This window comes from Roseateles amylovorans (genome assembly GCF_025398155.2).
In the GTDB taxonomy this organism is placed as follows: Bacteria; Pseudomonadota; Gammaproteobacteria; order Burkholderiales; family Burkholderiaceae_C; genus Roseateles; species Roseateles amylovorans.
Map to the genome: position 1 here is coordinate 423,755 of NZ_CP104562.2, position 24,891 is coordinate 448,645.

Sequence of the window (24,891 nt, forward strand, 5' to 3'; positions counted from 1 at the left end):
CGCGGGGGGCGCTGCGGTGTCGCGTCGATGTTGCAGGTCGGCGGTCGACCGCAGATTGGCGGCTATGCTGCTGCCATGTCGAGCTACAGCGTCGAACCGCAGCGCCTGCCCAATGGCCTGCACTGGCTGGCGCGGCCCGTGCCGGGCGCGTTGGCGTCGGTGCGCGTGGTCTACCGCGTCGGCGCCCGCGATGATCCTACGGGCCGGTCGGGGATGACCCATCTCGCCCTGCGGCTGACCGCGGGCGCGAGTCGCTATCTCGAACCCGGACAGTTCCATCGTCTGATCGCGCAAGCCGGCGGCACCACGACGCTGGAGATCGACGACGATTTCGCCGCGCTGCAGAGCACGGTGCTGGCCCCGCATCTGGAGCGCCTGCTCTGGGCCGAGGCCGAGCGCATGAGCAATCCGCGTCTGGATCCCGACACGCTGGTTCGCGGTCGTGCGCAACTGCGGCAGGCCGCGCAGCAGCCGCTGCTGCAGCCCTATGGTCGGCTCGATCTGGCGGTGCAGCGCCACGGCTATCTCACGCATCCCTACCAGCGCGGCACGCTCGGCGATCCGGATCAACTCCGCGATCTCGATGTCGAGGAACTCCGCGCCTTCCATGCCGCGAACTTCCGCACCGATCGGGCGTTGCTGGTCATCACCGGCGCCTTCGACGAAGGCGCGTTGGCGCGCTGGGTGATGCACTACTTCGGCTCCATCCGATCGCCGATGGGCGCGGCAGGATCGGCCAGCGCGGCCGTCGGGTCGTCAGCCATGGCGTCGTCATCGTCATCGGGCAATGCCTCCGCCGTGCCGGCACCCAGCCCGAAGGCTGAGCTGGCAGGCAGCGCGGCATCGCCGGGGATGTCGTCCAGTGCCGCGAGTGCTGCCGCTTCCTCGACCCCTTCGGGCTCGGCGGGCTCGGCGGCGTCGAGCAATGCGTCGGGCGAGGGCCGAGAGCCCCGTGAGCCCCGCGAGGCGCGTGATGCGCGCCGTCCCCAGAGCCAGACGCTGAAGCTGTCCTTGCCCCAGGCGCCGCTGCCTGCTGCCGCGCTGGTGTGGCAGGTGCCTCGACTCGACGATGCGTCCTCGCCCGCCTGGCGACTGGCGCATGCCTTGTTGGGCCGGGGGCGATCGGGTCGTCTGACCGACACCCTGGTCGACGAACTGGCCGTTGCGCACCATCTCAACCTGCGGCTGGTTCAGCATCAGCAGGCCGGATTGCTGGTCGCGCAGGCGCTCGCAGCCCACGGACAGACCGCTGCGCCGCTGGCCGCCGCGCTGTTGAAGGAAGTGTTGCGGCTTGCCGATGAGCCAGTGAGCGACGAGGAGCTCGACAAGGCCAAGGCGCTGCTCAAGCGGGAATGGCAGGCTGGCGAGTGGGGCGCATCGACGCTGGCCAAGACACTGGCCGATGCCTGGGTGTTGCGCGGCGATGTGTCGGCCCCGGCCAAGGACGCCGCCCTGTGGGCACGCCTGACCGCGGATGACGTGCAGCAGCTCTGGCGCCGCCAGGTGGTGCAGGCGCCGGTGCTGACGCTGCTGGCCGATGTAGGTGCGGCGGCCGCCGCTGGCGCGGGCGCCGCCATCGTGCGCACCGTGCCGGGAGCCTGGGCATGACGAGACTGCGCCGCCGAGATTGGATGCTGGGCGCCACGCTGGCGTCCTCGCTGCCGTTGCTGGCGCAGGCGCAGCCGGGTTTCGAGCAGCCGCCGGAGCTGCCGCCGCTGCCTCAGTTGCCGCCGCTGACCCTGCATCAGGCGCGCCTGCCCAACGGGGTGCACATTCTGGTGCTGCCGCGTCCGGGCGCGCCGCGCACCTCGATCCGGCTGATCACCGACGCCGGCTGGCTGCGGGATCCGTTCGGCAAGGAGGGCCTGGCGGAAGTGGCGCTGTCGATGCTGGCCCAGGGCGCGCGGCGTGGTGGCGAGACCATGGAGTCTGCCGACATTGCCTACGCCAGCGACCTGCTCGGGCGTCCGCTGCAGCTGGATCTGTCGCCGGGATCGGCTGAGCTTGCCCTGGAAGCGGTGCCGGACCAGTGTGACGACGCGGTCAACCTGCTGGCCGATCTGGTGGGCGCGCCGACCTTGGAATTCGAGTCGCTCGAACACATGCGCAGCCGCGCCCAGGACGCGCTCGCGCTTCGGCGTGCGGACGCGCTGATGCTGGCGCCCTGGGTGGCCCGGCGCATGTTCTGGGGACGGGCGCAACCGGTGCAGATTTCCGGCAGCCTCAAGCGGCTCAAGCGCGACGACGTGCTGGCTTTCCACCGCCAATACTGGCGGCCGGACCGCAGCCAGCTGCTGTTCTGCGGTGACCTCACCCTGGAGGCTGCCCGGGGCTTGGCGGCCGATTTCCTGGACGATTGGAAGGCGCCCAAGTCATCGCCCAATCCGCCCACCACCGCCGCAGCGGCGATGGCGAGTGCCGCAGCACCGGCCGCGCCGCTGGCCTATGCCTTGACCTTGCCTCGCGCGCTGGGCTGTCGCCTGGTGGTGCAGACGGCCATCCCGCGCGGAACGCCGCGGGTGCTGCGGACCTTAGCGCGTCTGCTGCTGGAGCAGCGGCTGGCGGCCCAACTGCCCGGGGCCTGGACCAGCGAGATCGAACCCTTGGGCGGGGCCACCTGCTGGCGGCTGAGCGTGACCGTGCCCTCGGCCACGCTGCCCGAGCTGCTGCCGCTGTTGCGGGAGCAACTGCCGAAGCTGTCGGCGGAGGCTGTCAGTCCGGAGGACTTGGCCATGGCTCAGGCGCTGGCCTTGGGGGACTGGCAGATGAACTTGCAGCGTGGACCCGACGAGCTGCTGTCCCAGGCGGTGACTGCGGGCGAGCTGGAGGACCTGCTGCAATGGCCGCAGCGGCTGCGCGCCGTCAGCGCGCCGGTGCTGCAGCTGTTGATGAGCGCCAGCTGGCGTGAGAACCGCACGCAACTGCTGCTGCTGGGCGACCCCGGCAAGCTCGACGGCTTGCAACGGGCCTGGCCCGGTGTGGCCGAGACTACAATGCGCGCTGTCATTGGGGAGTAGCCGCTGCACCACTCCGCCGTCCATCGATCGCTCCGATCGGCCGAACACTTGGTTCATGGACGGCACCTCAGCAGACCCGCGTCAACAGACTTGAGCCGATCCTGGATCGGCTCATGGCGTGCGGTAGCCAGGAACCTTGTGTTCCCAGCCTGGCGAGACCTTTGACCATGCTCCCGGGTTGCGGCCGGCGCGGGCATGGTCATTGGTGTGTCTCGGCCGCTGAGCGTTCTCATGGAAGCCTTCCTCATCTCCACTGGCCTGGTGGCCCTGGCCGAAATCGGCGACAAGACCCAGCTCCTGGCCTTCATCCTGGCCGCGCGGTTCCGCCGGCCCGGCGCCATCTGCCTGGGCATCCTCATTGCGACCCTGGTCAACCATGCCTGCGCCGGCGCGCTGGGCAGCTGGATCACCACCCAGGTCTCGCCCCAGACCATGCGCTGGGTGCTGGGGGTGGGCTTCATCGCCATGGCCATCTGGACGCTGATTCCCGACAAGATCGACGAGGAAGAGACCGGCAAGCGTTATCGCTTCGGCGTGCTGGGCACCACCATCGTGGCCTTCTTCCTGGCGGAGATGGGTGACAAGACCCAGATCGCCACCGTGGCCCTGGCCGCGCGCTTCGCCGACCTCTGGCCGGTGGTGGCGGGCACGACGCTCGGCATGATGGTCGCCAACGTGCCTGCGGTGCTGATCGGCGACAAGCTCGCCCACAAGATGCCGGTGCGACTGGTCCATGGCATCGCGGCCGCCATCTTCGCCGTGCTGGGTGCGGCGACGCTGCTGGGCGCGGGGGAGTCGCTCGGGTTCTGACGGCTTGTCGGAAGCCTATGCGACGTTTGGGCGGCGACATAAATGTTTGGCTAAAAGTACATCAGCTGTTCTTTATAGTGCTGATTAATTCACGTCGGTCGGCAGGCCGGAGGAATATCTTCTTTTGAAACAATGACTTAGAGAGTCATTCGCTCATGAGGGCTGTCTGCATAAACGTTCGTCTAAAAGTACGTTTCAGCGTAGGATTGACGAACGTTTATGTCCTCCATCTTGGCCTCCCTTCCCCTGCCTGCGACTTCCGGCGGCCGGTTGACTTCTGAAGCGGCGCTGCGCGCGATTCAGCAACAGTCGCGCTACTTCTTCGATGCGGCTGAGTTCGCTCAGTTGACCGGTAGAGCATCGAGCAGCTCTGTGGACCGGACGCTTCGTCGTCTTGAGGCGGCCGGCCTTATCGTGCGGCTGAGCCGCCGGCCCAGCACCTGCCTCATCGTTCCGCCGGAGCATGCCCATTACGGGGCCCCGCCCGTCACATGGTGGCTCGATGACTGCATGCGAGCCCTGGGGGGCGGCTACTACGTGGCCCTGCTGTCTGCTGCCAGGCACTGGGGATCAGCCCACTACGCCGTGCAGACGACCCAAGTCATGCTGGAACGGTCCCGTGGGGCGATCACTGCCGGCAAGTTGACGGTCGAGTTCATCGCCAAGCGTGCCGTGGACGATACGCCAACGGTCGTGGTGTCCAACGGCGTTGCACCGTGGCGCGTCAGCACCCGTGAGGCGACGCTCTTCGACCTTGTCCGCCATCAGTCCTCGGTCGGTGGCATGGAAAGCATCGCGCGCATTGCACGCGATCTGGGCCCCGAGCTATCGGGAGATGAACTCACCCGCGCGGCCCATGCCACCGGGCAGGTGCCGGTGGTTCAGCGACTGGGCTTCCTGCTTGACCGTCTTCAGATGAGGCAAGCGGCGAATCGGATGGAAGACTGGCTCTCCGGTCGACGGGTACCGGTTCAAACTTTGACACTTGGCACATCCGAGAACGGTGACGAGTCCGCGCAGGTCGATCCGCGTTGGCGCATTCGGTACAACCCTCAGCATCTCGACATGCTGAGGGAGCTGATGTGATCGCTGCCCGTGAATTGGCCGCCTGGCGCAAGCACGCGCCTTGGAGCAATGATCTGATGGTGGAGCAGGATTACCTGCTGAGCCGAGCCGTTGCCGCCATTTTCGAAGACCCGTTTTTGAGGACCCAAGTGGCGATGCGTGGAGGAACCGTGCTGCACAAGGGGCACCTGTCCCCGGCGAGCCGCTACTCCGAAGACATCGATCTGGTGAAGGTGGGCGATCGCCCGCCCAAACACATCGAGAAGGCGCTGCATCGCGTCCTTCTCCCCTTGCTGGGCCAGCCCCGCGAATCCGTGCTCACCACCATTCAACTCGCGGTCCGTAACCTGGTGGCGAAGTCCACGATCATCCGGACCGAGTTCACCTACGACCCCTCGAGCAATGACGCAGCTCACGCCCATCTCAAGATCGAGGTCAACACCAATGAGCAGCGCCCGCTTTACGCGTTGGTGCCGGTGGAGATTGAGGTTCCGGACGGCGCTGATGGCGCAAGGCCCATGCAAGTCGTGTCGTATGCGCTGGACGAAATGTTGGGCACCAAACTGCGTGCCTTGCTTCAACGCGAACAGGGGCGAGATCTCTACGACCTCTGGTGGGCCTGGGAGCAGTCAGCCTCGGGGGCGTCCAAGTACGGGGTCGACCCGGCTCGCGTCGGCGCCGCATTCCGGTTCTACATGGCACAGGAGGGCAGCGACTTCAGCGCGGCGGACGTGCAGTCCGAAATGAACCGCCGCATGTCGTCTCGAAAGTTCCTGTCCGATATGGATGGCTTCCTGCCGTTCGGACGAACCTACGATCCTCGACAAGCCTGCGCCACATTCTTCGATGTCTTCCTGCCACACCTCGACGCCTAGCTGATCGCGCGGCGTCTGCGCCGACTGTCGACGTCAGAGGGTGTTGCACCCCGGGTGTCGCCTCGCTTGAAACCCCTACCGCGTCGATGCCTGCCGCACCGCGCGCTCCCACTGCGACATCAGCACTTCCGCGCGGTCACGGGACATCGTGGGCAGGAACACGCGCTCGGTCTGCCAGTTCTTGCCGATGTCGTCCAAACTGCCGTAGACGCCGGCCGTGAGGCCCGCCAGGTAGGACGCGCCCAGCGCGGTGGTCTCGATCACCTTGGGCCGCACCACTGGGATGCCCAGCAGGTCAGCCTGGAACTGCATCAGCAGATTGTTGACACACGCCCCGCCATCCACCCGCAGCTCACTCACCGGTGCGCCACCCGCCGCCACGGCGTCCCGGCTCATCGACTGCAGCAGCGCCGCGCTCTGGAAGGCAATGCTCTCCAGCGCGGCACGCGCAATGTGCGCCACGGTAGAGCCGCGCGTCAGACCGACGATCGCCCCCCGCGCTTCGGCGTCCCAGTAGGGCGCGCCCAGGCCGGTGAAGGCCGGCACGAACATCACGCCACCGGCATCCGGCACGCTTTCGGCCAGGCCCTGTACCTCGCCGCTGGCCTTGATCGCATTCAGCCCGTCCCGCAGCCACTGCACCACCGCCCCGCCGATGAAGACGCTGCCCTCCAGCGCGAAGCGCGGCGTCGCATCGGGCTGCGCCGCGCTCGTCGTGATCAGGCCGTTGCCGCTGGTCTGGAAGCGGGTGCCGGTGTGCATCAGCATGAAGCAGCCGGTCCCGTAGGTGTTCTTGGCCATGCCCGCCTCGAAGCAGGCCTGGCCGAAGAGGGCGCTCTGCTGGTCGCCGGCAATGCCGCCGATCAGGATGGCGCCGCCCAGGTGCTCGGGCGCTACGGTGCCGAACTCGTGCGCCGACGGATGCACGCTCGGCAGCACCGAGGCCGGGATGTTCAACAGCTTCAGCAGGTCCTCGTCCCAACGGTTCTCATGCACATTGAAGAGCATGGTGCGCGACGCATTGCTCACATCGGTCACATGCACCTGGCCATTGGTCAGCTGCCAGATCAGCCAGCTGTCGATGGTGCCGAAGGCGAGCTCGCCGCGGTCCGCCTGCTCACGCGCACCGGCGACGTGGTCCAGGATCCACTGCAGCTTGGTGCCCGAGAAATACGCATCGACCACCAGCCCGGTCTTGGACTGGATGGTCCCCGCATGGCCCTGCTCCCGCAGCGCCGCACATTGCGGCTCGGCGCGGCGGTCCTGCCAGACGATGGCGTGGTAGATCGGCTGACCGGTCCGTCGGTTCCAGACCAAGGTGGTCTCGCGCTGGTTGGTGATGCCCAGCGCGCGCAGGTCCGATGCCTTCAGCTTGGCCTTGGCCAGCACCTCGCGCGCGGTGGCCAGTTGGGAGGTCCAGATCTCCTGCGCGTCATGCTCCACCCAGCCCGGCTGGGGATAGATCTGGCGGAACTCGCGCTGCGCCATCGCCACGATGCGGCCTTGCGCATCGAACACGATGGAACGGGAGCTGGAGGTGCCCTGGTCCAGGGCCAGCAGATAGGTCATGGCTTGTCTCGTTTGTTCTGTTGAAAGGGGGCTGGTCGGCGCGTGGGTGGGGCGGCAGATGTCCTCGCGCTGCCCGTTCCCGCTCGCCGCCGCCTCAGTCGGCCACCACCAGCTCCACCCCGGCATCCGCCATCAGCGCGGCATAGGGCTCGGGCGGCGGGGCGTCGGTGAACAGGGTGTCGATCTGGGGCAAGCGGGCGACCTCCGCCATCGCCGGCCGGTTGAATTTCGTGGCGTCGGCGGCCACCCACACCTCGCGTGAATGCTCGACGATGGTCCGCGCCACCATCACCTCGCGGTAGTCGAAATCGCGCAGGCTGCCGTCGGACTCGATGCCGGAAATGCCGATCAGGCCGATGTCCACCTTGAACTGCCGAATGAAATCCACCGCCGCTTCGCCGACCACGCCGCGATCGCGGTGTCGCACCGAGCCACCCACCATGACCAGTTCGCAATCGGGGTTGTCGCTCAGGATGGTCGCCACATTCAGGTTGTTGGTGATCACCCGCAATCCCTGGTGATGCAACAACGCACGGGCCACCGCCTCGGTGGTCGTGCCCAGGTTCAGGATCAGCGAGCAGCCCGCCGGGATGCGGGCCGCAATCGCGCGGGCGATGCGGGCCTTGCCGTCGGCCTGCATCGCCTGGCGCTGCCGGTAGGCGATGTTCTCGGTGGTGGAGGAGGGGATGCGCACGCCGCCGTGAAAGCGCGCCACCAGGCCAGCCTCGGCCAGGCGCTGCACATCGCGTCGGACGGTCTGCAGGGTGACGCCGAATTTCTCGGCCAGGGCCTCCACGCTGACGGAGCCCTGCGCGCGAACTTCCTTCAGCAGGTCGTTCTGACGGGGATTGGGATTCATGGCCGGCAGACTAAAGCGAACGAAAACGAACATTGATCGGGTTAACCCTCAACCGAAACGCGCCAAAGCGAGCTAAAAAGAAAAAAGAAGAACAGAATTGCGAACCTTTCCGGGTCGTCGCAGTCGTCATCGGGCAGCTTGAAGCGCGTTGCGCATCGGTGCCGAGGGCGCCGGGCGGCGAGCCGATCGATTCGCACAGGAGACACCTTTGAAAGCAGTCACGTCCGTAGACCCGGCTGATCGCGTTGCGCCCCTGGGCGCCGACGCGCCCGTCGCCGGCCGTCCCGACGCATCGTCGGGCGCCGCTCCTTTGGCGCAGACCGCTTCCCCCCCGATCGCTTCGACGGTTGCGCCGGCGGCTCCCGCTTTCCCTGCTTCCCACGCTTCGCAGGCCGGTGCGGCTTCGCCGTCCGCCGCCGCCACGATGGCGTCCCCGGTCGACCTGCCGAGTGAGTCCTGCGATGTGCTGGTCGTCGGCGGCGGCATCAACGGCGCCGGCATTGCCCGCGACTTGGCGGGCCGCGGCTGGCGGGTGGTGCTGGCCGAGGCCTCGGATTTCGCGGCGCACACCTCGTCGTCGTCCACCAAGCTGATTCACGGCGGTCTGCGTTATCTCGAGTACTACGAGTTCTCGCTGGTGCGCAAGGCGCTGCAGGAGCGCGAGGTGCTGCTGCGCAGCGCGCCGCACATCATGTGGCCGCTGCGCTTCGTGATGCCGCATGACGCGGCCATGCGACCGGGCTGGATGATCCGCATCGGCCTGTTCCTTTACGACCACCTGGCCCGCCGCGAGGTGCTGCCGGGCTCGACCGGCGTGGACCTTCGCCGCTCGCCGCTGGGCCGTCCGCTCAAGACCGCCTACACCCGTGGCTTCGTCTATTCGGACGGTTGGGTCGACGACGCCCGGCTGGTGCTGCTCAATGCGCTCGATGCGCGCGAGAAGGGCGCCGCCCTGCACACCCGCACCACCGTGGTCGCCGCGCGCCGCGAGGCGGACCAGTGGATCGCCACCCTGCGCGGACCCCGGGGCGAATGGACGGTGCGTGCCCGCGCCCTGGTGAATGCCGCCGGCCCCTGGGCCGAGAGCTTCCTGCGCGAGACCGCGCGTCCCGCCCGCGACGAGACGCTCGCCACCAAGAGCCTGCGTCTGGTCAAGGGCAGCCACATCGTGGTCAAGCGTGCCTACGAGCACGACCATGCCTACATCTTCCAGAACCCGGACAAGCGCATCATCTTCGCCATCCCGTATGAGGACGACTACACCCTGATCGGCACCACCGATGTCGAGCTGGCGCCGGATGCGCTGGCCGGCTTCGGCAAGGCCCGGATCGAGGCGCAGGAGATCGCCTACCTCTGCGAGCAGGCCAGCCGCTACTTCGAGAAGCCCATCACCACCGACGACGTGGTCTGGACCTACGCCGGCGTGCGTCCGCTGCTGGACGACGCTTCGGGCGACCCGTCGGCGGTCACACGAGACTATCTGCTGGAGACGCAACACGACGGCGGCGCCCCGCTGCTGAGCGTGTGGGGCGGCAAGATCACCACCTTCCGCAAGCTGGCGGAGGATGCGGCCGATCTGGTGGGTGACATGCTGGGCGACCGGCGCACCCCCTGGACCGAAAAGGCCTACCTGCCCGGTGGCGACCTGAGCGAATGGATCGGCGCGCCGCAGCGGCCCGACACCGATTTCCAACGCCTGCTCACCGCCATCGGCCAGCGCCACGCCTGGCTGCCACCCGTGCTGGCGCGGCGCCTGGCCCGCGCCTATGGCGCGCGGGTCTCGCGGGTGCTGGCGGGCGCGGAGCGGCTGGCCGACCTGGGCCCGGAGATTGCCCCGGGCCTGCACGAGGCGGAACTGCGCTACCTGGTCCGGGAGGAATGGGCCACCACCGCGGACGATGTGCTGTGGCGCCGGTCCAAGCTGGGCCTGCATTACGACGATGCGCAACGCGCCGCCGTGGCGGCCTGGTTCGACGGACCCGGACGCCACGGCGTCGCCGCTCGGCCACTGGACGGGCTGGCGTTGCCCGACTCCCCCGATCTTCTTCCCCACAACAACGGCACGTCGCCTGCCAGGGACGACGGCCAGCACAACATGCCAAGAGACAAGCGAGAGACGCCATGGAGCTGACACTGCAGGGCGTCAGCCATCGGGTGGGGGCCGAGCCCCACCTCTATCCGCTGGACCTGCGGTTGGCGCCCGGCGCGGTCACCGTGCTGCTGGGGGCGACCCAGGCCGGCAAGACCACGCTGATGCGGCTGATGGCGGGCCTGGACCGACCCAGCGAGGGCCGGGTCACGGTGGACGGCACCGATGTGACCGGCTGGCCGGTGCGGCGGCGGGACGTGGCGATGGTCTACCAGCAGTTCATCAACTATCCGTCGATGACGGTGCGCGACAACATTGCCTCGCCGCTGAAGATCCGCGCCAAGCTGGACCGCGATGCGATTCGTGCCCGGGTGCAGCAACTGGCCGAGAAGCTCCACATCGACATGCACCTGGACAAGCTGCCCGCGCAGCTGTCCGGTGGCCAGCAGCAGCGGGTGGCGCTGGCTCGGGCCTTGGCCAAGCAGGCGCCGCTGATGCTGCTCGACGAGCCGCTGGTCAACCTCGATTACAAGCTGCGCGAAGAACTGCGCGAGGAGCTCAGCCAGCTGTTCGCCGCTGGTGATTCGACCGTCGTCTACGCCACCACCGAGCCGGCCGAGGCCTTGCTGCTGGGCGGCTACACCGCGGTGATGGATGCCGGCGAGCTGCTGCAATACGGGCCGACGGCGGAGGTCTTCCATCGACCCGCCTCCCTGCGGGTGGCGCGGGCCTTCAGTGATCCGCCGATGAACCTGATCCTGGCCCAGGGCCTGGGTGACCGGCTGCAACTCAAGCCGGGCCTGGACCTGATGCTGCCCGGGCAGGGCGGGGTGACCGTCGGTGTGCGGGCCGGCGCGCTGCGGGTGTCGCAGCAGCCCGGCGACCTCGCGATCCGCGGTCAGGTCGAACTGGCGGAGATCTCCGGCTCCGACACTTTTGTCCATGTGCACAGCGAGGTGGGCGACCTGGTCGCACAGCTCACCGGAGTGCACGACTTCGAACTGGGGGCGCCCTTGACGCTTTATCTCAACGCCGCCCAGGTCCACGTCTTCGACGCGGCCGGGCTGCTGACACGCGCCCCCGAGCGCCGGGGAGGCCGCTGATGGCCCGCATCGACCTGGACCTGGCGCATGCCTATCGCGCCGACCCCCGCGAGGACAGCGATTACGCGCTGCTGCCGCTGAAGATGAGCTTCGAGGACGGTGGCGCGTATGCGCTGCTCGGCCCGTCCGGCTGCGGCAAGACGACGATGCTCAACATCGTCTCCGGCCTGCTGCAGCCCTCGCAGGGCAAGGTGAGCTTCGACGGCAAGGACGTCACCGCGCTCACGCCGCAGGCGCGCAACATCGCGCAGGTGTTTCAGTTCCCCGTCATCTACGACACGATGACGGTGGCGGAGAACCTGGCCTTTCCGCTGCGCAATCGGGGCGTGGCGCCGGACCGCATCAAGGCGCGTGTGGGCCGCATTGCGGAAATGCTGGAGCTCAGCGGACAGCTGAACCAGCGGGCTGCGGGCCTGACGGCGGATGCCAAGCAGAAGATCTCGCTCGGTCGCGGGCTGGTGCGGGAGGACGTCTCGGCCGTGCTGTTCGACGAGCCGCTCACCGTCATCGATCCTCACTTGAAGTGGCAACTGCGCCGCAAGCTCAAGCAGATTCACCATGAGCTGAAGCTGACGCTGATCTATGTGACCCATGACCAGGTGGAGGCGCTGACCTTCGCCGACCAGATCGTCGTCATGACGCGCGGCCGTGCGGTGCAGGTCGGCTCGGCGGCGGCGCTGTTCGAGCGTCCGCAGCATCGTTTTGTCGGGCATTTCATCGGCTCGCCGGGCATGAACTTCCTGCCGGGGCGCTTCCTGCAACTGCCCAAGGGCGGCCTGCTGCAGGTGGCCGGGCAAGACCTGACGCCGCCCGAGGGCGCGCTGGCCCAGCAGCTCGAACAGGCCGGCGAGTTCTCGCTCGGCGTGCGGCCGGAGTATGTGGATCTGGTCGAGCCCGGCGCGGTTGGGGCGCTGCGCGCCACGGTGACACAGGTGCAGGATGTTGGCACCTACTGGCTGGTCACGGCGCAAGTGCCGCACGCGGCCGACGGCGCGCCGCCCCCCGAGGGCGGCAGCGCGGTGAGCGGCAGTGCGAGCGGCACGGCGGTCAAGGTGCGGCTGCCGTCCCAGGCCACGCCGCCGACCCTTGGGAATACCGTCGGCCTGCAGGTGATGAGTGGACACACCTGCTTCTACGGCCGCGACGATCAATTGCTCAACCAGACGCCTGTGATTCGCAAGGAGGCCGTCGCATGAAGCCGGTCAATCAGAAAGCCTGGTTCCTGGTGCTCCCGGTGTTCATCTGCGTGGCCTTCTCGGCCATCCTGCCGTTGATGACGGTGGTGAACTACTCGGTGCAGGACATCATTTCGCCGGAACGGCGCGTCTTTGTCGGCACCGAATGGTTCGCCGCGGTGATGCGTGACGAGGAGCTGCACGGTGCGCTGCTGCGACAGCTCGGTTTCTCGCTGGCGGTGCTGCTGGTGGAGATTCCGCTGGGCATTGCCTTGGCCTTGTCGATGCCGGCGCAGGGATGGAAGTCCTCGGCGGTGCTGGTGATCGTGGCGCTGTCGCTGCTGATTCCATGGAACGTGGTCGGCACCATCTGGCAGATCTACGGCCGGGCGGACATCGGCCTGCTGGGCGCCACGTTGCAGGCGCTTGGCGTGGACTACAACTACACCGGCAATGCGACCGATGCCTGGTTCACCGTGCTGGTGATGGATGTCTGGCACTGGACGCCGCTGGTGGCGCTGCTGTGCTTTGCCGGCTTGCGGTCGATTCCGGATGCCTACTATCAGGCGGCGCGGATCGACGGGGCCAGCAAGTTCGCCGTGTTCCGCTACATCCAGCTGCCCAAGATGCGGGGCGTGCTCATGATCGCGGTGCTGCTGCGGTTCATGGACAGCTTCATGATCTACACCGAGCCCTTCGTGCTCACCGGCGGCGGGCCGGGCAATGCCACCACCTTCCTCAGCCAGTACCTGACTCAGAAGGCGGTCGGCCAGTTCGACCTGGGCCCGGCGGCAGCGTTCTCGCTGATCTACTTCCTCATCATCCTGCTGCTGTGCTTCATCCTCTACAACTGGATGCAGTCGCTGGGACAGAACGACAAGTCGGAGGTCGCCCATGGATGAGCGCCGTTTTCGCAAGCGCACGATCTTCCTGATCCTGTATCTGGTCTTCGCGCTGTTGCCCATCTACTGGATGGTCAACATGAGCTTCAAGACCAACGAGGAGATCCTGTCGAGCTTCAGCCTTTGGCCGCAGCATTTCTCGCTGGCCAGCTACCACACGATCTTCACCGACCCGTCCTGGTACAGCGGCTACATCAACAGCCTGATCTATGTGGCGATCAACACGGTGATCTCGATCTCCGTGGCCCTGCCGGCGGCCTATGCCTTCAGCCGCTATTCCTTCCTGGGCGACAAGCATGTCTTCTTCTGGCTGCTGACCAACCGCATGACGCCTCCGGCGGTGTTCCTGTTGCCCTTCTTCCAGCTGTATTCGACGCTGGAGCTGATGGACACGCACCTGGCGGTGGCGCTGGCGCATCTGCTGTTCAACGTGCCGTTGGCGGTGTGGATTCTGGAAGGCTTCATGAGCGGCATCCCGCGGGAGATCGACGAAACCGCCTACATCGACGGCTACAGCTTCCCGCGCTTCTTCCTGACGGTGTTCCTGCCGCTGATCAAGGCGGGCGTGGGCGTGGCGGCCTTCTTCTGCTTCATGTTCTCGTGGGTGGAGCTGCTGCTGGCGCGCACGCTGACCAGTGTGAATGCGAAGCCCATCGTGGCGACGATGACGCGCACGGTGAGCGCATCCGGCATGGATTGGTCGACGCTGGCGGCGGCCGGTACGCTGACCATCGTGCCCGGCGCCATCGTGATCTGGTTCGTGCGCCACTACATCGCCAAAGGCTTCGCAATGGGGAGAGTTTGACCCCCCCCCTACCGGCTGCGCCGGCCCCCCCAGGGGGGCGAGCAGGAGCCCGGCAAAGCCGGATCTCCGTGCTCCGCTTGATAGCGGCCGGGCTGCGCCGGCCGGTGGGGTGGTGGGGTTTGGATCCCCCCAACCGGCTGCGCCGGCCCTCCAGGGGGCGAGCAGGAGTCCGGCGAAGCCGGATCTCCGTGCTCCGCTTGATAGGCGGCCGGGCTGCGCCGGCCGTTTTGGCATCGACAGTGGGTGTGGCGTCGAGTTGATTGCGTGAATGCCCGGTATGCGGGTAGCAAAGGAGAAGGTCGTGTTTGATTGGATGGTGTGGACGACGCCCGTGGCGGTGTTCTTTTCCTGTGTCGCGCTGATGTTGATCGGCATGACGGTGTGGGAAATCAAGTCGCCGACCACGTTGCGCAAGGGTTGGCTGCCGCTGCGCACGACGCGCGGCGATCGGCTGTTCATCGGGCTGCTGGCCGCCGCTTATCTGAACCTCGCCTTTGTCGGGCTCGGTGGCCGGATGGTGGCGTGGTTCCAGCTGGAGGCCGAACCCAGCGTGTGGATCAGCTTCGTGGCGTCGATGCTGGTGCTGGCGCTGATCCTGCGCAAAGGCTGATCGCGCCGCTCGACCGTGTTTCAGGAATTCGGCTTCCCGCCCCCCCGGAGCCGCGATTCGTCCTCATGCAGGGGGAGCGCAAAGACTGAGGAGACAAGCGTGCAAAAGACCAAGTATTCCGCGCTGGCGGTGGCCGCGCTGTTGGCCATCGGCGCGTCCAGCGCCTGGGCCGGAGAGCCCGAAGCCAAGAAGTGGATCGATGCCGAGTTCCAGCCGTCCACCCTGGCCAAGGACAAGCAGCTCGCCGAGATGAAGTGGTTCATCGAGGCCGCCAAGAAGCTGCAGGCCAAGGGCGTGAAGGAAATCTCGGTGGTGTCCGAGACCCTCACCACCCATGAGTACGAAAGCAAGGTGCTGGCCAAGGCCTTCACCGAGATCACCGGCATCACCGTCAAGCACGACCTGATCCAGGAAGGCGACGTGGTCGAGAAGCTGCAGACCTCGATGCAGTCCGGCAAGAGCATCTACGACGGCTGGATCTCCGACTCCGACCTGATCGGTACCCACTACCGCTACGGCAAGATCATGAACCTCACCGACTACATGGCCGGTGCAGGCAAGGAATTCACCAACCCCGATCTGGACCTGAAGGACTTCATCGGTACCAGCTTCACCACCGCACCCGATGGCAAGCTCTATCAGCTGCCCGACCAGCAGTTCGCCAACCTCTATTGGTTCCGCGCCGATCTGTTCGCCCGCAAGGACCTGCAGGACAAGTTCAAGGCCAAGTACGGCTATGAGCTCGGCGTGCCGCTCAACTGGAGCGCCTACGAGGACATCGCCGAGTTCTTCTCGGTGGATGTGAAGACGATCGACGGCAAGCCGATCTACGGCCACATGGATTACGGCAAGAAGGATCCGTCGCTGGGCTGGCGCTTCACCGACGCCTGGCTGTCGATGGCCGGCGCCGCCGACAAGGGCATTCCCAACGGCATGCCGGTGGACGAGTGGGGCATCCGCGTGGCCGACGACAAGTGCACCCCGGTGGGGGCCTCGGTGTCCCGCGGCGGCGCCACCAATTCGCCGGCGGCGGTCTATGCGCTGACCAAGTATGTCGACTGGATGAAGAAGTACGCACCGAAGGAAGCCACCGGCATGACCTTCGGCGAGTCCGGCCCGGTCCCGGCCCAAGGCCAGATCGCGCAGCAGATCTTCTGGTACACCGCCTTCACCGCCGACATGGTCAAGCCCGGCCTGCCGGTGGTCAATGCGGACGGCACGCCCAAGTGGCGCATGGCCCCCGGCCCGAACGGCCCGTACTGGAAGGCCGGCATGCAGAACGGCTACCAGGACGTGGGCAGCTGGACCTTCTTCTCCGGCCATGATGCCAACCGCACCGCGGCCGCCTGGCTGTATGCGCAGTTCGTCACCGCCAAGACGGTCAGTCTGAAGAAGAGCGTGCAGGGTCTGACCTTCATCCGCGACAGCGACATCCGCAGCGACTACTTCACCAAGAACGCCAACAAATACGGCGGCCTGATCGAGTTCTATCGCTCGCCCGCCCGCGTGGCCTGGACGCCGACCGGCAACAACGTGCCCGACTATCCGAAGCTGGCGCAGCTGTGGTGGAAGAACGTGGCCCAGGCGGTGACGGGCGAGAAGACGCCGCAGGCCGCGATGGACAACTTGGCCGACGAGATGGATGCGGTGATGGCGCGTCTGGAACGTGCCGGCATGGCCAAGTGCGCGCCCAAGCTCAACAAGAAGGAAGACGCCAAGAAGTGGCTGTCGGACAAGGGCGCACCGTGGGCCAAGCTGGCCAACGAAAAGCCCAAGGGCGAGACCATTGCCTACGACAAGCTGCTGGGCGCCTGGAAGGAAGGTCGCGTCCGCTGAGCTGAGCGTTCGTCACCGACCGTCATCGCCCCGCTCGCCGGCCCTTGGGCCGGTGAGCCGCGGCTCGGACAGCGGCCACCTTCGGGTGGCCGTTTCCTTTTCCTGCAAAGGGACGTGGGGGGGTCACGGCGGCCAACCGGCGCAGCTGTGCCACCATCACGCCCATGCTGAAGACCCTCAAGGACCTGTTCGACGGTCTGCTCTCCCCCCTGGCCATCACGCAGACCCAAGGCTGCGACGACGAGCATGCCCTGCAGCTCGCCACCGCCGTACTGCTGGTGGAAGTGATGCGTGCCGATGCGACGTTTGCCGACGATGAGCGCGCCGCGGTGCGGCACGCCCTGGGCGAGAAGTTCGCCCTCTCCGGCGATGAAGCGGATCGCCTGACCGAGCTGGCGGAAACCGCCGCCCGCGAAGCGACCGACCTGTTCGCCTTCACCTCGCGCGTCGACAGCTGCTGGGACATGCCCGCCAAGCTGCGCATGATCGAGCTGATGTGGGGCGTTGCCTATGCCGACGGCCGCCTCACCGACCATGAGCGCCATGTGATGTGGCGGCTGGCCGATCTGCTCCACGTGCCGCAAGGTGCCTATGTCCACGCCCGACTCCGCGCCAAGCAGGCCGCCGGTCTGGGCGATGAGTCGCCCTGAAGGTCCGGGAAGGTCGGGGGCCCCCGCAGCCGAGCCTTCAGCACGGCGCCGTGGGGGCGATCGCGCGGCGGCGGGGCTCCGGAGTGAAGGCTAACTGAACGCGCAGCGCAGGCGGTCCAAGCGGCGACGGCCGGCGGTGGTCCACTCTGTCCCCGCCCTGATCCTGCGTCCGACCAGACTCAGCTGGCCGTCTGAAACACCACCCGTTCGGCCAGCTCCCGTGGACCGACCTTGATGCGCGGCAGTTGATCCAGCAACTGCGCCGCCCGCTCGCAACCCACCGGTTCGCCGCTCGCTTCGCCGTCGTCCGACCACAGGCCGGCCAGCAGGCCCGGCGCTTGCGCGCCCAGCGTGCGGCGGATGACTTCCAGTTCGATGCGCGTCGGCTCGGCCGCGCGGTTGCGTGACGGCGGGGCGGCGTTGAGCGCCGCGCTCAGCCAGCGGGTTTCCCAGGCCATCACCTCCGCCGGCAGCATGCGCCGCGGTGCGGGTGAGCCGGAGAGCCACGCCTGGCAGATCTCCTTGCCCAGCCCCTGGGCCGCGCGCAGCTGTGCCCGGACCACCGGCAGATAGCTGCGACGCACCTCCGGCGAGCTGTTGAGCAGCAGTTCGCGCACCCGCGGCGCCAGGGCCTGCTGGGCCGCCATCTGTGCGCCATCCACCTCTTGCGGCGAGCCCGCCAGCGCGGCACGCGCCGCATGCATGCGACCGCCCGCGTCCTCCAGCAAGCCGGGGAAGCGCTGGTTCAGCTGGAACCAGATTGGATTGGCGCGCAGCGCGTCTACATAGTCGGACGCCGGTGCCGGCTCGCCGGCGGTGCGCCCCTCAGGCAGCGCGATGTCCAGCGTCTTGGGCGGCTCGGCGATCAGTTGGTGGCGCACCAACTCGTCGCTGGTCGGATACCACATGCGGTGCGACGGCGTGCGCAGCGTGCGATCGATGAAGTCCTCCGGCAGCTCCATCTTCCGGTAGGTGCGGGCCAGGTGCTGATTGGCGATCTCATCGAAGGCCCGGTTGAAGGTGCCGGTGGAAGCGCGGTGAAAGCCCAACTGCGCGCCCGGCATCAACTGACGGGAGCTGCCCGCCAGGAACACCAGCGTGCAGGCGCTTTCGCAGTCGCCCACGGCGCGGGTAACACCGCTGCGCTTGCGCACCAGTTCGACCATGCGCTCGGCCTCGGCCACCCGTCCGCCAGGCGATGCCAGTTCGAATTGTTTGGCGTTCGGTGCGCCCTCCAGCAGCTTGCCCATGCGCGTGGCGTCGCCCATGCCGATCGGGCCCTGCAGCTGCAGGGTGCGTCCGTCGGCACTGAGCTTCATCTCGGCCTGGCCGATCGGATCGATGCCGCGGGCCATCTTCCAGTACTCGTCCAGGTTGGGCAGGAAGCCGATCACCAGCGAGGCCAGGATCTGCAACGCGCCCAGGAACAGGATCAGCCGTGCCAGGAAGGCCCACAGGAACGAACCATTGGCATCGATGTAGCCGCGCACCGATCGCCAGGCGCCGACCACGCACCAGGTGTCGATCAACAGCATCAGCGGCCAGCCCAGCAGCATCGCGATGCTGCCGGCCTGCAGGGCTTCTCCCTTCATGCTGATCCAGGTCATCAGGCCGGTCAGGCCGGCGGCCAGCGGGAAGGACAGCAGGACGTTGTTGACCCAGAAGCTCTGCGCCAGGCTCTGCTCACCGCGCCAGTGATTGCCGATGTATTCGGCCAGCAGGCCCTGGCCGTTGACCGGACGGGGGCGGCTGTATTCCACCGAAGTACGGGACAGGCGGTCATGCCAGGTGCGGCCCTCATGGTCGAGCTTGGCCCACCAGAAGCCCGCGCCCAGCGGCAGGGCCGAGAGCAGATAGCCGAACCAGCGCAACACGGATTGGCTCCAGCTCGGGCGGCGCCCGCTCTGGTTGTCCACCACCTTGATGCCGGCGACCAGCTTGCCCGGCGTGGCGCCTTGCCAGGTCCAGAACAGCACGCAGACCGCCAGGGGCAGCAGCCAGTTGATGGCCAGCGTGCCGGGGCGCAGGTCGTCCCAGCGCGAGATCACCTGCCCGTAAAACGCCCACATCAGCACGGCGCTGGCGGCCATCCACAGCACGCCGTCGATCACCATGGCCAGCGCACGCGGCGCCGGTCTGGCGGAATGGTTCTGCATGTCCTCTCTCCCTCGAATAGGGGGGAGTGTATGCAGCGGCGTCGCGGTTTCGGTTCCCCCGTCGGGGTGGGGTGCATGAAACCGTCGTCAATCCGTCACGGTGCCGGGCGCCGATGCCGGGGATTCACGGGGCTCAATCCCAGAAGAATCGGCGGTCCGGATACACCACGCTCTGGGAGGTGCGCAGCACCACGCCGTCCTTGAAATGGACGTTGAACCGCAGCAGGTAGCCGGTCATGTCGGGGCGGATGTTCCAGTCCCAGACGTCCTCGCCGCTGAGGCGGAAGAACACCCGGCTGCGCTCCTGGCCGAGCAGGTGGGTGACCTGCTCCGGCGTCATGCCGGGCTGCACCCGCTCGCGGTGGGCCGCGTCCAGGGCGTCGATGGCACTGACCAACCGGTCTTGGGCGTCCAGGCGAACCATGTAGCAGGTCTGGCCGAAGGGCTGGGTGGCGTATTCCAACGTGCGCCCGCCGTCGGCTTCGGGCCAGATGCGGCTGGGCGCGCCGTAGTAGCGCATCACCTCCTCGCCGCTGCTCTGGCCGGGGCGCAGTCGTTCGTCCTTGATCGGCGTGGCGCAACCGGCCAGCCCGATCGTCACCACCACGGCGGCCACCGCGCCGCCCATCACCGACATCCGCTCACGCATCGCGTCCTCCTTGGCGAGAGAAGGGCCCATTGTGCGTCGCCATTGGCGCGCCAGCGTTCAGCCGCCTGCGGGGACGACGGCGCACAATCTGCAGCCATGTCCGCCTTCACGCCACGCCCAGTGCCCCGAGCGGCATGTCCGGCCCCATCGATGGGCCCGATCAGGTTCGTGTATCGGCGCCGCTGGCCGACCCTGCTTCGGACGCGGCGCGTGCTCGTGACGCGCGCAAAAACGACGCGCGCAATAACCACGCGCGCCATGGCATCCCGCGCAATGGCAACGGCCATCAGAACCGGCCTCCTCGTCCTGACCGGCGCGATCGGGCTGCTATCGGCGACGCCGTCCCAGGCCTGCGTGCTGGTCTTCGGCCAGGGGCGCAACTACGAGCCGCAATGGGCGGAGCGCAATCGCCATTGGGACGAGGTCAACCGCAGCTTCAACCTGGCGGTGCGGGAGCCGCTGACGGAGGCCGGGCTGCCGGTGGTCAATCTGGTGCTGCCGGTGGAGGCGACCGATGTGCCGGCGAACCTGCGCGGTCTGGTCGCGGCAGTGCAGCGCCACGGCTGTACCCGGGTGCTGGAGACGACGATGTTCGCGGATCCAGTGGCTGGGCTGTTGATCGCGCGGCTGCGGCTGTATCCGGTGATCGGCCTGCTGGGGCCTCAGGTGGCGGGTGCGCAGCCTCGAATCGGTCCGGTCAGCTACACCGAGCAGCGCGACTTCGCACTGGAGGCCCGGGTGATGGAGCGTGCCGAGCCCGGGCGGCTGGGACGTCTCATGGGCCAGGCCGCGGTGCGGGCGGCGCTGGTGGTGCCGGCCAGTCCTGGGTCCGGCGCGTCGGCAGTCGCGCCACTTGCGCCGGTGGCGCCCTAATTGTTCTTGGCCAGTCCCAGCACCGGGGAGAACAGGTATTCGACGATCCGGCGCTGCTCCAGCACCAGGTCGGCCTGCAGGGTCATGCCGGCGCGAAGCGACTGGGGCTGCCCGTCCAGACCGGGCATCGCATCCAAGGAGACCAGCACCCGATAGACCGGGCCCTGCGCGGTCAGGCCCATCGGCAGCTCCCGGGCATCGACGGCGGACCGGGAGATGCTCAGCACCCGCCCGCGTCCGATGCCGAACTTCTGATAGGGGAAGGCGTCATAGCGCAGCCGCACCTCATCGCCCGGCTTGACGAAGCCGATGGCGCGACTCGGCGCAAACAGCTCCGCGCGCAAGGCGCCGTCGGCCGGCAGCAGGTCGGCCACCAACGTGCCGGCCTTCACCGCCGCGCCCGGCTCGACCCGCACATTCGCGATCCGCGCCGAGATCGGCGCCACCAGCAGCACCTTGCCCCGCCGCGATGCCTCGGCACTGCGTTGGTCCAGCGCGGCGAGCTTTTCGCCCAGCTCGGCCAATGCCGCATCGCGCTCATGGCCGACGCCACTCAGCTCGTGGCGGGTGTTGCGCAGCGTCGTGTCGCGGGCGAGCATGTCCTGGCGCACCGACTCGCGGGTCTCGGTGACGGCCAGCACCGCGTCCTCCAGCCGGTCCGCGTCGCGGCGGGAGATGTAGCCCTGCTTGGCCAGATCCGCCTGATCCTGCACCTGGCGTTGCGCCAATTCGGCGCGCCGGTCCAAGGTGGCCAACTGCCGGCGGTACTGCGTCAGTTCGGCATCCAGGCTCTGCACCTCGTCCCGCAGCCGGGCTTCTCTCAGCTGATAGCGGGCCCGCACGGCGTCCTGCTGCTGGATCAGTTGCTGGCGCTCGCGCTCCAGCTCGATCAGCAGCCGGCCGGAGAGGCTCTGTCCCTTGTCCATCTGCCCGTCCAGCCGCAGCGTGGCGATCTCGGAACCGGCCCGGACCAGGTCGCCCTCGACGGCCTGCAACGACTCCACGACGCCGTCCGTCTGCGCCTCGACGCGGATCACGCCGCCTTCGGGCCGCAGCCAGCCGCCCACGGTCTCCTTGCGTGCATAGCTGCCGAAGAACAGGAAGGCCAGGACCAGCGTGAACACCAGCACCACCATCACCGTGATCCAGCGGGCGCCGGCCGGGACATGCAGCAGCACCTCGCCCAGCAGTCGCTGGCCGCGGTGTTCGATCGCCTCGCGGCGGAAGAGGTTGTGCATGCTCATGTCATGACGCCTCGTGCGGTGACGGCTGCGCGTGGGAACCGCCGTTGTGCCCAGCGCATGACGCTTCGCGTGCGGACCGGGCCGATCCACCGATCGCGCCGCCGCTGGCCGATTCCGGCGTGCGCTCGCGCGGCGCACCGGCGCCGGCGCGGCCGCTGGTGCCGGGGCCCGTGTGGGGCGCGGGCGCGGGCGCGGGCGTGGCGGCGGTCGACGGGCCGGTGGCGGGTGGCTGGGCGGACGGGAGCGGATCGGCCGTGGACGCCGGGTCGACCTTGCGCTTGGCCGGGCCGCGCCGCTCGATCAAACGGCCCTGCGAGAGTTCCAGCACCCGATCGGCGCGATCCACCAGCTCCGGTCGGTGGGCCACAACGATGCGGGTGATGGGCATGTCCTGCACCAGGTCGGCGATGCGACGCTCGGCATTCGGATCCAGGTTGGCGGTGCCTTCGTCCAGGAACAGCACGGCGGGGCGCCGATAGAGCGCGCGGGCCAGCAGCACCCGCTGGCGCTGACCGCCCGACAGGGTGCTGCCCATGTCGCCGACCATGCTGAGGTAGCCCATGGGCATGGCCTGGATTTCGTCATGCACTGCGGCGGCGGTGGCGCTTTCAACGACGCGGGCCATGTCCAGCTGCGGATCGAAGAAGGCGATGTTGTCGGCGATGGTGCCCATCAGCAAACCGTCGTCCTGCTGCACCACGCCGATGGCGCGGCGCCAGGTCTGGATGCCGAAGGACTGCATCGGCATGCCGTCGACCAGGATCTCGCCGGAGGTCGGCGGCAGCAGGCTGAGCATCAGCTTCAGCAGCGTGGTCTTGCCGCCGCCGGAGCTGCCGACGATGGCCACATATTCGCCGGGCTCGATGTTCAGCGTGATGCCCTGCAGCAGCATCGGCTCGTTCTGGGCATAGCGGAAGCAGACGTCGCGCAGGCTCAGGCCGCCGCGCAGGGGGCGGTCGGGCAGGGCGGCGGCGGCTTCCAGGCCGGCCTCGCGGGGCGTGGTCACGATGTCGGCCAATCGTTCCATGTGCAGTCGCAGCAATCGGAACTGCACCGCATGCTTGAGCAGCGCTTCGGCGCGGTCGCCGAATTGGGTGCGGTAGAGCAGCACTGCGAACAGCATGCCGGCGCTGAGCTCATTGCTCATCACCATCTGCGCGCCCAGATAGACCACCAGCACCAGTTGCAGATTGAACAGCAGGCTGCGCGCGAACTGCAGGCTCACATCGAGCTGGCCGCTTCCCAGCGTGGCGTTCACCACCTGGGCGAAGTAGTTGCGCCAGACCACTTCGCGTTGCGCTTCACGGCCATAGAGCTTGACCGTCTTCGAGGCGCGGATCGATTCGATCAGATAGGTCTGCGCTTCGGCCTGGGCGACCAATTGCTCTTCCTCACGCTGCCGTCGCAATGGATAGACGCCCAGCACCACCACTGCATAGAGCAGCATCGAGGCGAGCACCACCAAGCCCAGCGTGGGGCTGTAGGTCAGCAGCAGGGCGGCGGTGGCGAGGGTCATGATGCCGTCGATGAGCGCGGTGACGGCGGATTGGGTGAGGGCTTCCTGAATGGGCCGGACGGCGCCCATGCGCGAGAGGATGTCGCCGACGATGCGTTTCTCGAAGAACTCCGCTGGCAGTCGCAACAGATGGCGGAGCACATTGCCGCTGAGCTGGAAGCTCATCGCCTGGCCGAGTTGCAGCACGGTCCAACCACGCAGGGCTTCGGTCACCGACTGCAGCAAATACATCACGCCGAAGGCGATGGCCAGGACCATCAGGAAGTTCTGATCGAGCCGGGAGACAGCGTCGTCCATCGCCAACTGCAGGAAGGCCGGGGCGGCCATGGCGAAGAGCTGCAGCATCACCGACAACACCAGCGTCTGCAGCAGCGGGCCTTGCCAGCCGCGCACGCGGGTCCAGAGGTCGCGCATGCGGGCGCGGACGCGGATCTCGCGCGGCTTGAACTGGCTGGTGGGCGTGAGTTCCAGCGCCACGCCGCTGAAGCTCTTGGACATCTGGCGGGGCGAGATCTCGCGCACGCCGAGGGCGGGGTCGTGAATGATGGCCGTCTCGCCGCGCAGGGCCTTGAGCACCACGAAGTGGTTCATGTCCCAGTGCAGGATGCAGGGCAGCGTCAGTTGCGGCAGATGTTCCGGTTCCAGCCGCAGGGGGCGGCAGGCGAAGTCCATGCTGTCGGCGATGCGCATCAGGTCAGCCAGCGTTGCGCCTTTCAGGGAAAGGGCGTAACGCTGTCGCAGTCCATTCAGGTCGACGTCATGGCCGTGATAGGCGGCGATCATGGCGAACGACGCGAGGCCGCATTCGGCGACCTCGGACTGATGGAACATCGGTAACTCACGCCGACCGCGCAGCCAATCGAAGGGATTCAACAGACTTCTCGTGTATGAGGAACGGCGGTATTGTGGCGCCAGCGATCGGGCCGGCGGCGGTGGGGGGGCGGGAGTGGGGCTTTACGGAGGAAAACACCCATGACGGCTGGGTGGAATGCTGATCTAGTTGTCTGCTAAGGGCCCTCCAAGTGGGGAGATCTCGACATTCGCAACTAAACGCACAGGGGAGAAATCTTGAGCGATCTGAATCAACC

General features: G+C 67.5%; 20 protein-coding genes and 1 riboswitch. Of the genes, 14 read left to right on the forward strand and 6 right to left on the reverse strand.

The genetic code is table 11. From position 1 onward, the window contains the following. Positions 1–75: 75 nt before the first annotated feature. The 5 genes from N4261_RS01855 (at position 76) to N4261_RS01875 (ending at position 5,767) form a co-directional block, all read left to right on the forward strand. Positions 76–1,608 (forward strand): M16 family metallopeptidase, encoded by a 1,533-nt coding sequence (locus N4261_RS01855; protein ID WP_261758540.1) that lies wholly within the window; start codon positions 76–78, stop codon positions 1,606–1,608. After that, positions 1,605–3,017: a M16 family metallopeptidase gene (locus tag N4261_RS01860; RefSeq protein WP_261758541.1), complete on the forward strand. Its 1,413-nt coding sequence runs from the start codon at positions 1,605–1,607 to the stop codon at positions 3,015–3,017. The genes N4261_RS01855 and N4261_RS01860 overlap by 4 nt, the downstream gene beginning before the upstream one ends. Beyond that, positions 2,997–3,246, forward strand: a riboswitch (yybP-ykoY riboswitch). Its footprint overlaps the gene before it by 21 nt. A gap of 2 nt (positions 3,247–3,248) precedes the next feature. Further along, positions 3,249–3,827: a TMEM165/GDT1 family protein gene (locus N4261_RS01865; RefSeq protein WP_261758542.1), complete on the forward strand. Its 579-nt coding sequence runs from the start codon at positions 3,249–3,251 to the stop codon at positions 3,825–3,827. 231 nt (positions 3,828–4,058) lie between these two features. Further along, positions 4,059–4,913 carry a type IV toxin-antitoxin system AbiEi family antitoxin domain-containing protein gene (locus tag N4261_RS01870; protein WP_261758543.1) on the forward strand — a complete coding sequence of 285 codons (855 nt, stop codon included), beginning with the start codon at positions 4,059–4,061 and terminating at the stop codon, positions 4,911–4,913. After that, positions 4,910–5,767 carry a nucleotidyl transferase AbiEii/AbiGii toxin family protein gene (locus N4261_RS01875; protein ID WP_261758544.1) on the forward strand — a complete coding sequence of 286 codons (858 nt, stop codon included), beginning with the start codon at positions 4,910–4,912 and terminating at the stop codon, positions 5,765–5,767. Before N4261_RS01870 ends, N4261_RS01875 begins: the two co-directional genes overlap by 4 nt. A gap of 75 nt (positions 5,768–5,842) precedes the next feature. Here the strand turns inward: N4261_RS01875 and glpK are convergent, their stop codons facing one another. Further along, the gene (gene glpK / locus N4261_RS01880; RefSeq protein WP_261758545.1) at positions 5,843–7,336 is read right to left on the reverse strand and encodes a glycerol kinase GlpK; all 1,494 of its coding nucleotides are present in this window, start codon (positions 7,334–7,336) and stop codon (positions 5,843–5,845) included. Positions 7,337–7,430: 94 nt separating this feature from the next. Then, complete coding sequence (locus tag N4261_RS01885) at positions 7,431–8,195, reverse strand: DeoR/GlpR family DNA-binding transcription regulator (RefSeq protein WP_261758546.1); 765 nt, start codon at positions 8,193–8,195, stop codon at positions 7,431–7,433. Positions 8,196–8,619: 424 nt separating this feature from the next. Between N4261_RS01885 and glpD the strand changes: the two genes are divergently transcribed. The 8 genes from glpD (at position 8,620) to N4261_RS01925 (ending at position 17,365) form a co-directional block, all read left to right on the forward strand. Then, on the forward strand, positions 8,620–10,326 hold the full coding sequence (gene glpD / locus N4261_RS01890; RefSeq protein ID WP_261758547.1) for a glycerol-3-phosphate dehydrogenase: 1,707 nt from the start codon (positions 8,620–8,622) through the stop codon (positions 10,324–10,326). Continuing rightward, positions 10,317–11,387, forward strand: a complete 1,071-nt coding sequence (locus tag N4261_RS01895; RefSeq protein ID WP_261758548.1) for an ABC transporter ATP-binding protein — start codon at positions 10,317–10,319, stop codon at positions 11,385–11,387. The genes glpD and N4261_RS01895 overlap by 10 nt, the downstream gene beginning before the upstream one ends. Continuing rightward, positions 11,387–12,583, forward strand: a complete 1,197-nt coding sequence (locus tag N4261_RS01900) for an ABC transporter ATP-binding protein (protein WP_261758549.1) — start codon at positions 11,387–11,389, stop codon at positions 12,581–12,583. Before N4261_RS01895 ends, N4261_RS01900 begins: the two co-directional genes overlap by 1 nt. Further along, positions 12,580–13,464, forward strand: a complete 885-nt coding sequence (locus N4261_RS01905) for a carbohydrate ABC transporter permease (protein ID WP_261758550.1) — start codon at positions 12,580–12,582, stop codon at positions 13,462–13,464. The genes N4261_RS01900 and N4261_RS01905 overlap by 4 nt, the downstream gene beginning before the upstream one ends. Beyond that, positions 13,457–14,269 carry a carbohydrate ABC transporter permease gene (locus tag N4261_RS01910; RefSeq protein WP_261758551.1) on the forward strand — a complete coding sequence of 271 codons (813 nt, stop codon included), beginning with the start codon at positions 13,457–13,459 and terminating at the stop codon, positions 14,267–14,269. Before N4261_RS01905 ends, N4261_RS01910 begins: the two co-directional genes overlap by 8 nt. 301 nt (positions 14,270–14,570) lie before the next feature. Beyond that, positions 14,571–14,879: a DUF2160 domain-containing protein gene (locus N4261_RS01915; protein ID WP_261758552.1), complete on the forward strand. Its 309-nt coding sequence runs from the start codon at positions 14,571–14,573 to the stop codon at positions 14,877–14,879. A gap of 123 nt (positions 14,880–15,002) precedes the next feature. After that, positions 15,003–16,715 carry an ABC transporter substrate-binding protein gene (locus tag N4261_RS01920; protein WP_435532046.1) on the forward strand — a complete coding sequence of 571 codons (1,713 nt, stop codon included), beginning with the start codon at positions 15,003–15,005 and terminating at the stop codon, positions 16,713–16,715. A 164-nt stretch (positions 16,716–16,879) separates the two neighbouring features. Continuing rightward, positions 16,880–17,365 carry a tellurite resistance TerB family protein gene (locus N4261_RS01925; protein ID WP_261758554.1) on the forward strand — a complete coding sequence of 162 codons (486 nt, stop codon included), beginning with the start codon at positions 16,880–16,882 and terminating at the stop codon, positions 17,363–17,365. Positions 17,366–17,544: 179 nt separating this feature from the next. Here the strand turns inward: N4261_RS01925 and N4261_RS01930 are convergent, their stop codons facing one another. After that, positions 17,545–19,521 (reverse strand): RDD family protein, encoded by a 1,977-nt coding sequence (locus N4261_RS01930; RefSeq protein ID WP_261758555.1) that lies wholly within the window; start codon positions 19,519–19,521, stop codon positions 17,545–17,547. 133 nt (positions 19,522–19,654) lie between these two features. Next, positions 19,655–20,200 (reverse strand): hypothetical protein, encoded by a 546-nt coding sequence (locus tag N4261_RS01935; RefSeq protein WP_261758556.1) that lies wholly within the window; start codon positions 20,198–20,200, stop codon positions 19,655–19,657. A 228-nt stretch (positions 20,201–20,428) separates the two neighbouring features. On the opposite strand from N4261_RS01935, the gene N4261_RS01940 reads away from it, so the two are divergent. Next, entirely contained in the window at positions 20,429–21,043 is a 615-nt protein-coding gene (locus N4261_RS01940) for a hypothetical protein (protein WP_261758557.1), read from the forward strand. On the opposite strand, the gene N4261_RS01945 is transcribed toward N4261_RS01940, so the two are convergent. Both N4261_RS01945 and N4261_RS01950 read right to left on the reverse strand, forming a co-directional pair. After that, entirely contained in the window at positions 21,040–22,287 is a 1,248-nt protein-coding gene (locus tag N4261_RS01945) for an HlyD family secretion protein (protein WP_261758558.1), read from the reverse strand. The two genes, N4261_RS01940 and N4261_RS01945, sit on opposite strands and share 4 nt — an antisense overlap. A 1-nt stretch (position 22,288) precedes the next feature. Continuing rightward, a complete protein-coding gene (locus N4261_RS01950) occupies positions 22,289–24,676 on the reverse strand; it encodes a peptidase domain-containing ABC transporter (protein WP_261758559.1) in 2,388 nt (795 codons plus the stop codon). Positions 24,677–24,891: the final 215 nt, after the last annotated feature.

Bases quoted from the DNA above. Each gene is read 5' to 3' on its own strand.
- N4261_RS01855 (WP_261758540.1), top strand. From the start codon at position 76: ATGTCGAGCTACAGCGTCGAACCGCAGCGCCTGCCCAATGGCCTGCAC.
- N4261_RS01860 (WP_261758541.1), top strand. From the start codon at position 1,605: ATGACGAGACTGCGCCGCCGAGATTGGATGCTGGGCGCCACGCTGGCG.
- N4261_RS01865 (WP_261758542.1), top strand. From the start codon at position 3,249: ATGGAAGCCTTCCTCATCTCCACTGGCCTGGTGGCCCTGGCCGAAATC.
- glpK (WP_261758545.1), bottom strand. From the start codon at position 7,336: ATGACCTATCTGCTGGCCCTGGACCAGGGCACCTCCAGCTCCCGTTCC.
- N4261_RS01885 (WP_261758546.1), bottom strand. From the start codon at position 8,195: ATGAATCCCAATCCCCGTCAGAACGACCTGCTGAAGGAAGTTCGCGCG.
- glpD (WP_261758547.1), top strand. From the start codon at position 8,620: ATGGCGTCCCCGGTCGACCTGCCGAGTGAGTCCTGCGATGTGCTGGTC.
- N4261_RS01895 (WP_261758548.1), top strand. From the start codon at position 10,317: ATGGAGCTGACACTGCAGGGCGTCAGCCATCGGGTGGGGGCCGAGCCC.
- N4261_RS01900 (WP_261758549.1), top strand. From the start codon at position 11,387: ATGGCCCGCATCGACCTGGACCTGGCGCATGCCTATCGCGCCGACCCC.
- N4261_RS01905 (WP_261758550.1), top strand. From the start codon at position 12,580: ATGAAGCCGGTCAATCAGAAAGCCTGGTTCCTGGTGCTCCCGGTGTTC.
- N4261_RS01910 (WP_261758551.1), top strand. From the start codon at position 13,457: ATGGATGAGCGCCGTTTTCGCAAGCGCACGATCTTCCTGATCCTGTAT.
- N4261_RS01925 (WP_261758554.1), top strand. From the start codon at position 16,880: ATGCTGAAGACCCTCAAGGACCTGTTCGACGGTCTGCTCTCCCCCCTG.
- N4261_RS01930 (WP_261758555.1), bottom strand. From the start codon at position 19,521: ATGCAGAACCATTCCGCCAGACCGGCGCCGCGTGCGCTGGCCATGGTG.
- N4261_RS01935 (WP_261758556.1), bottom strand. From the start codon at position 20,200: ATGGGCCCTTCTCTCGCCAAGGAGGACGCGATGCGTGAGCGGATGTCG.
- N4261_RS01940 (WP_261758557.1), top strand. From the start codon at position 20,429: ATGGCATCCCGCGCAATGGCAACGGCCATCAGAACCGGCCTCCTCGTC.
- N4261_RS01945 (WP_261758558.1), bottom strand. From the start codon at position 22,287: ATGAGCATGCACAACCTCTTCCGCCGCGAGGCGATCGAACACCGCGGC.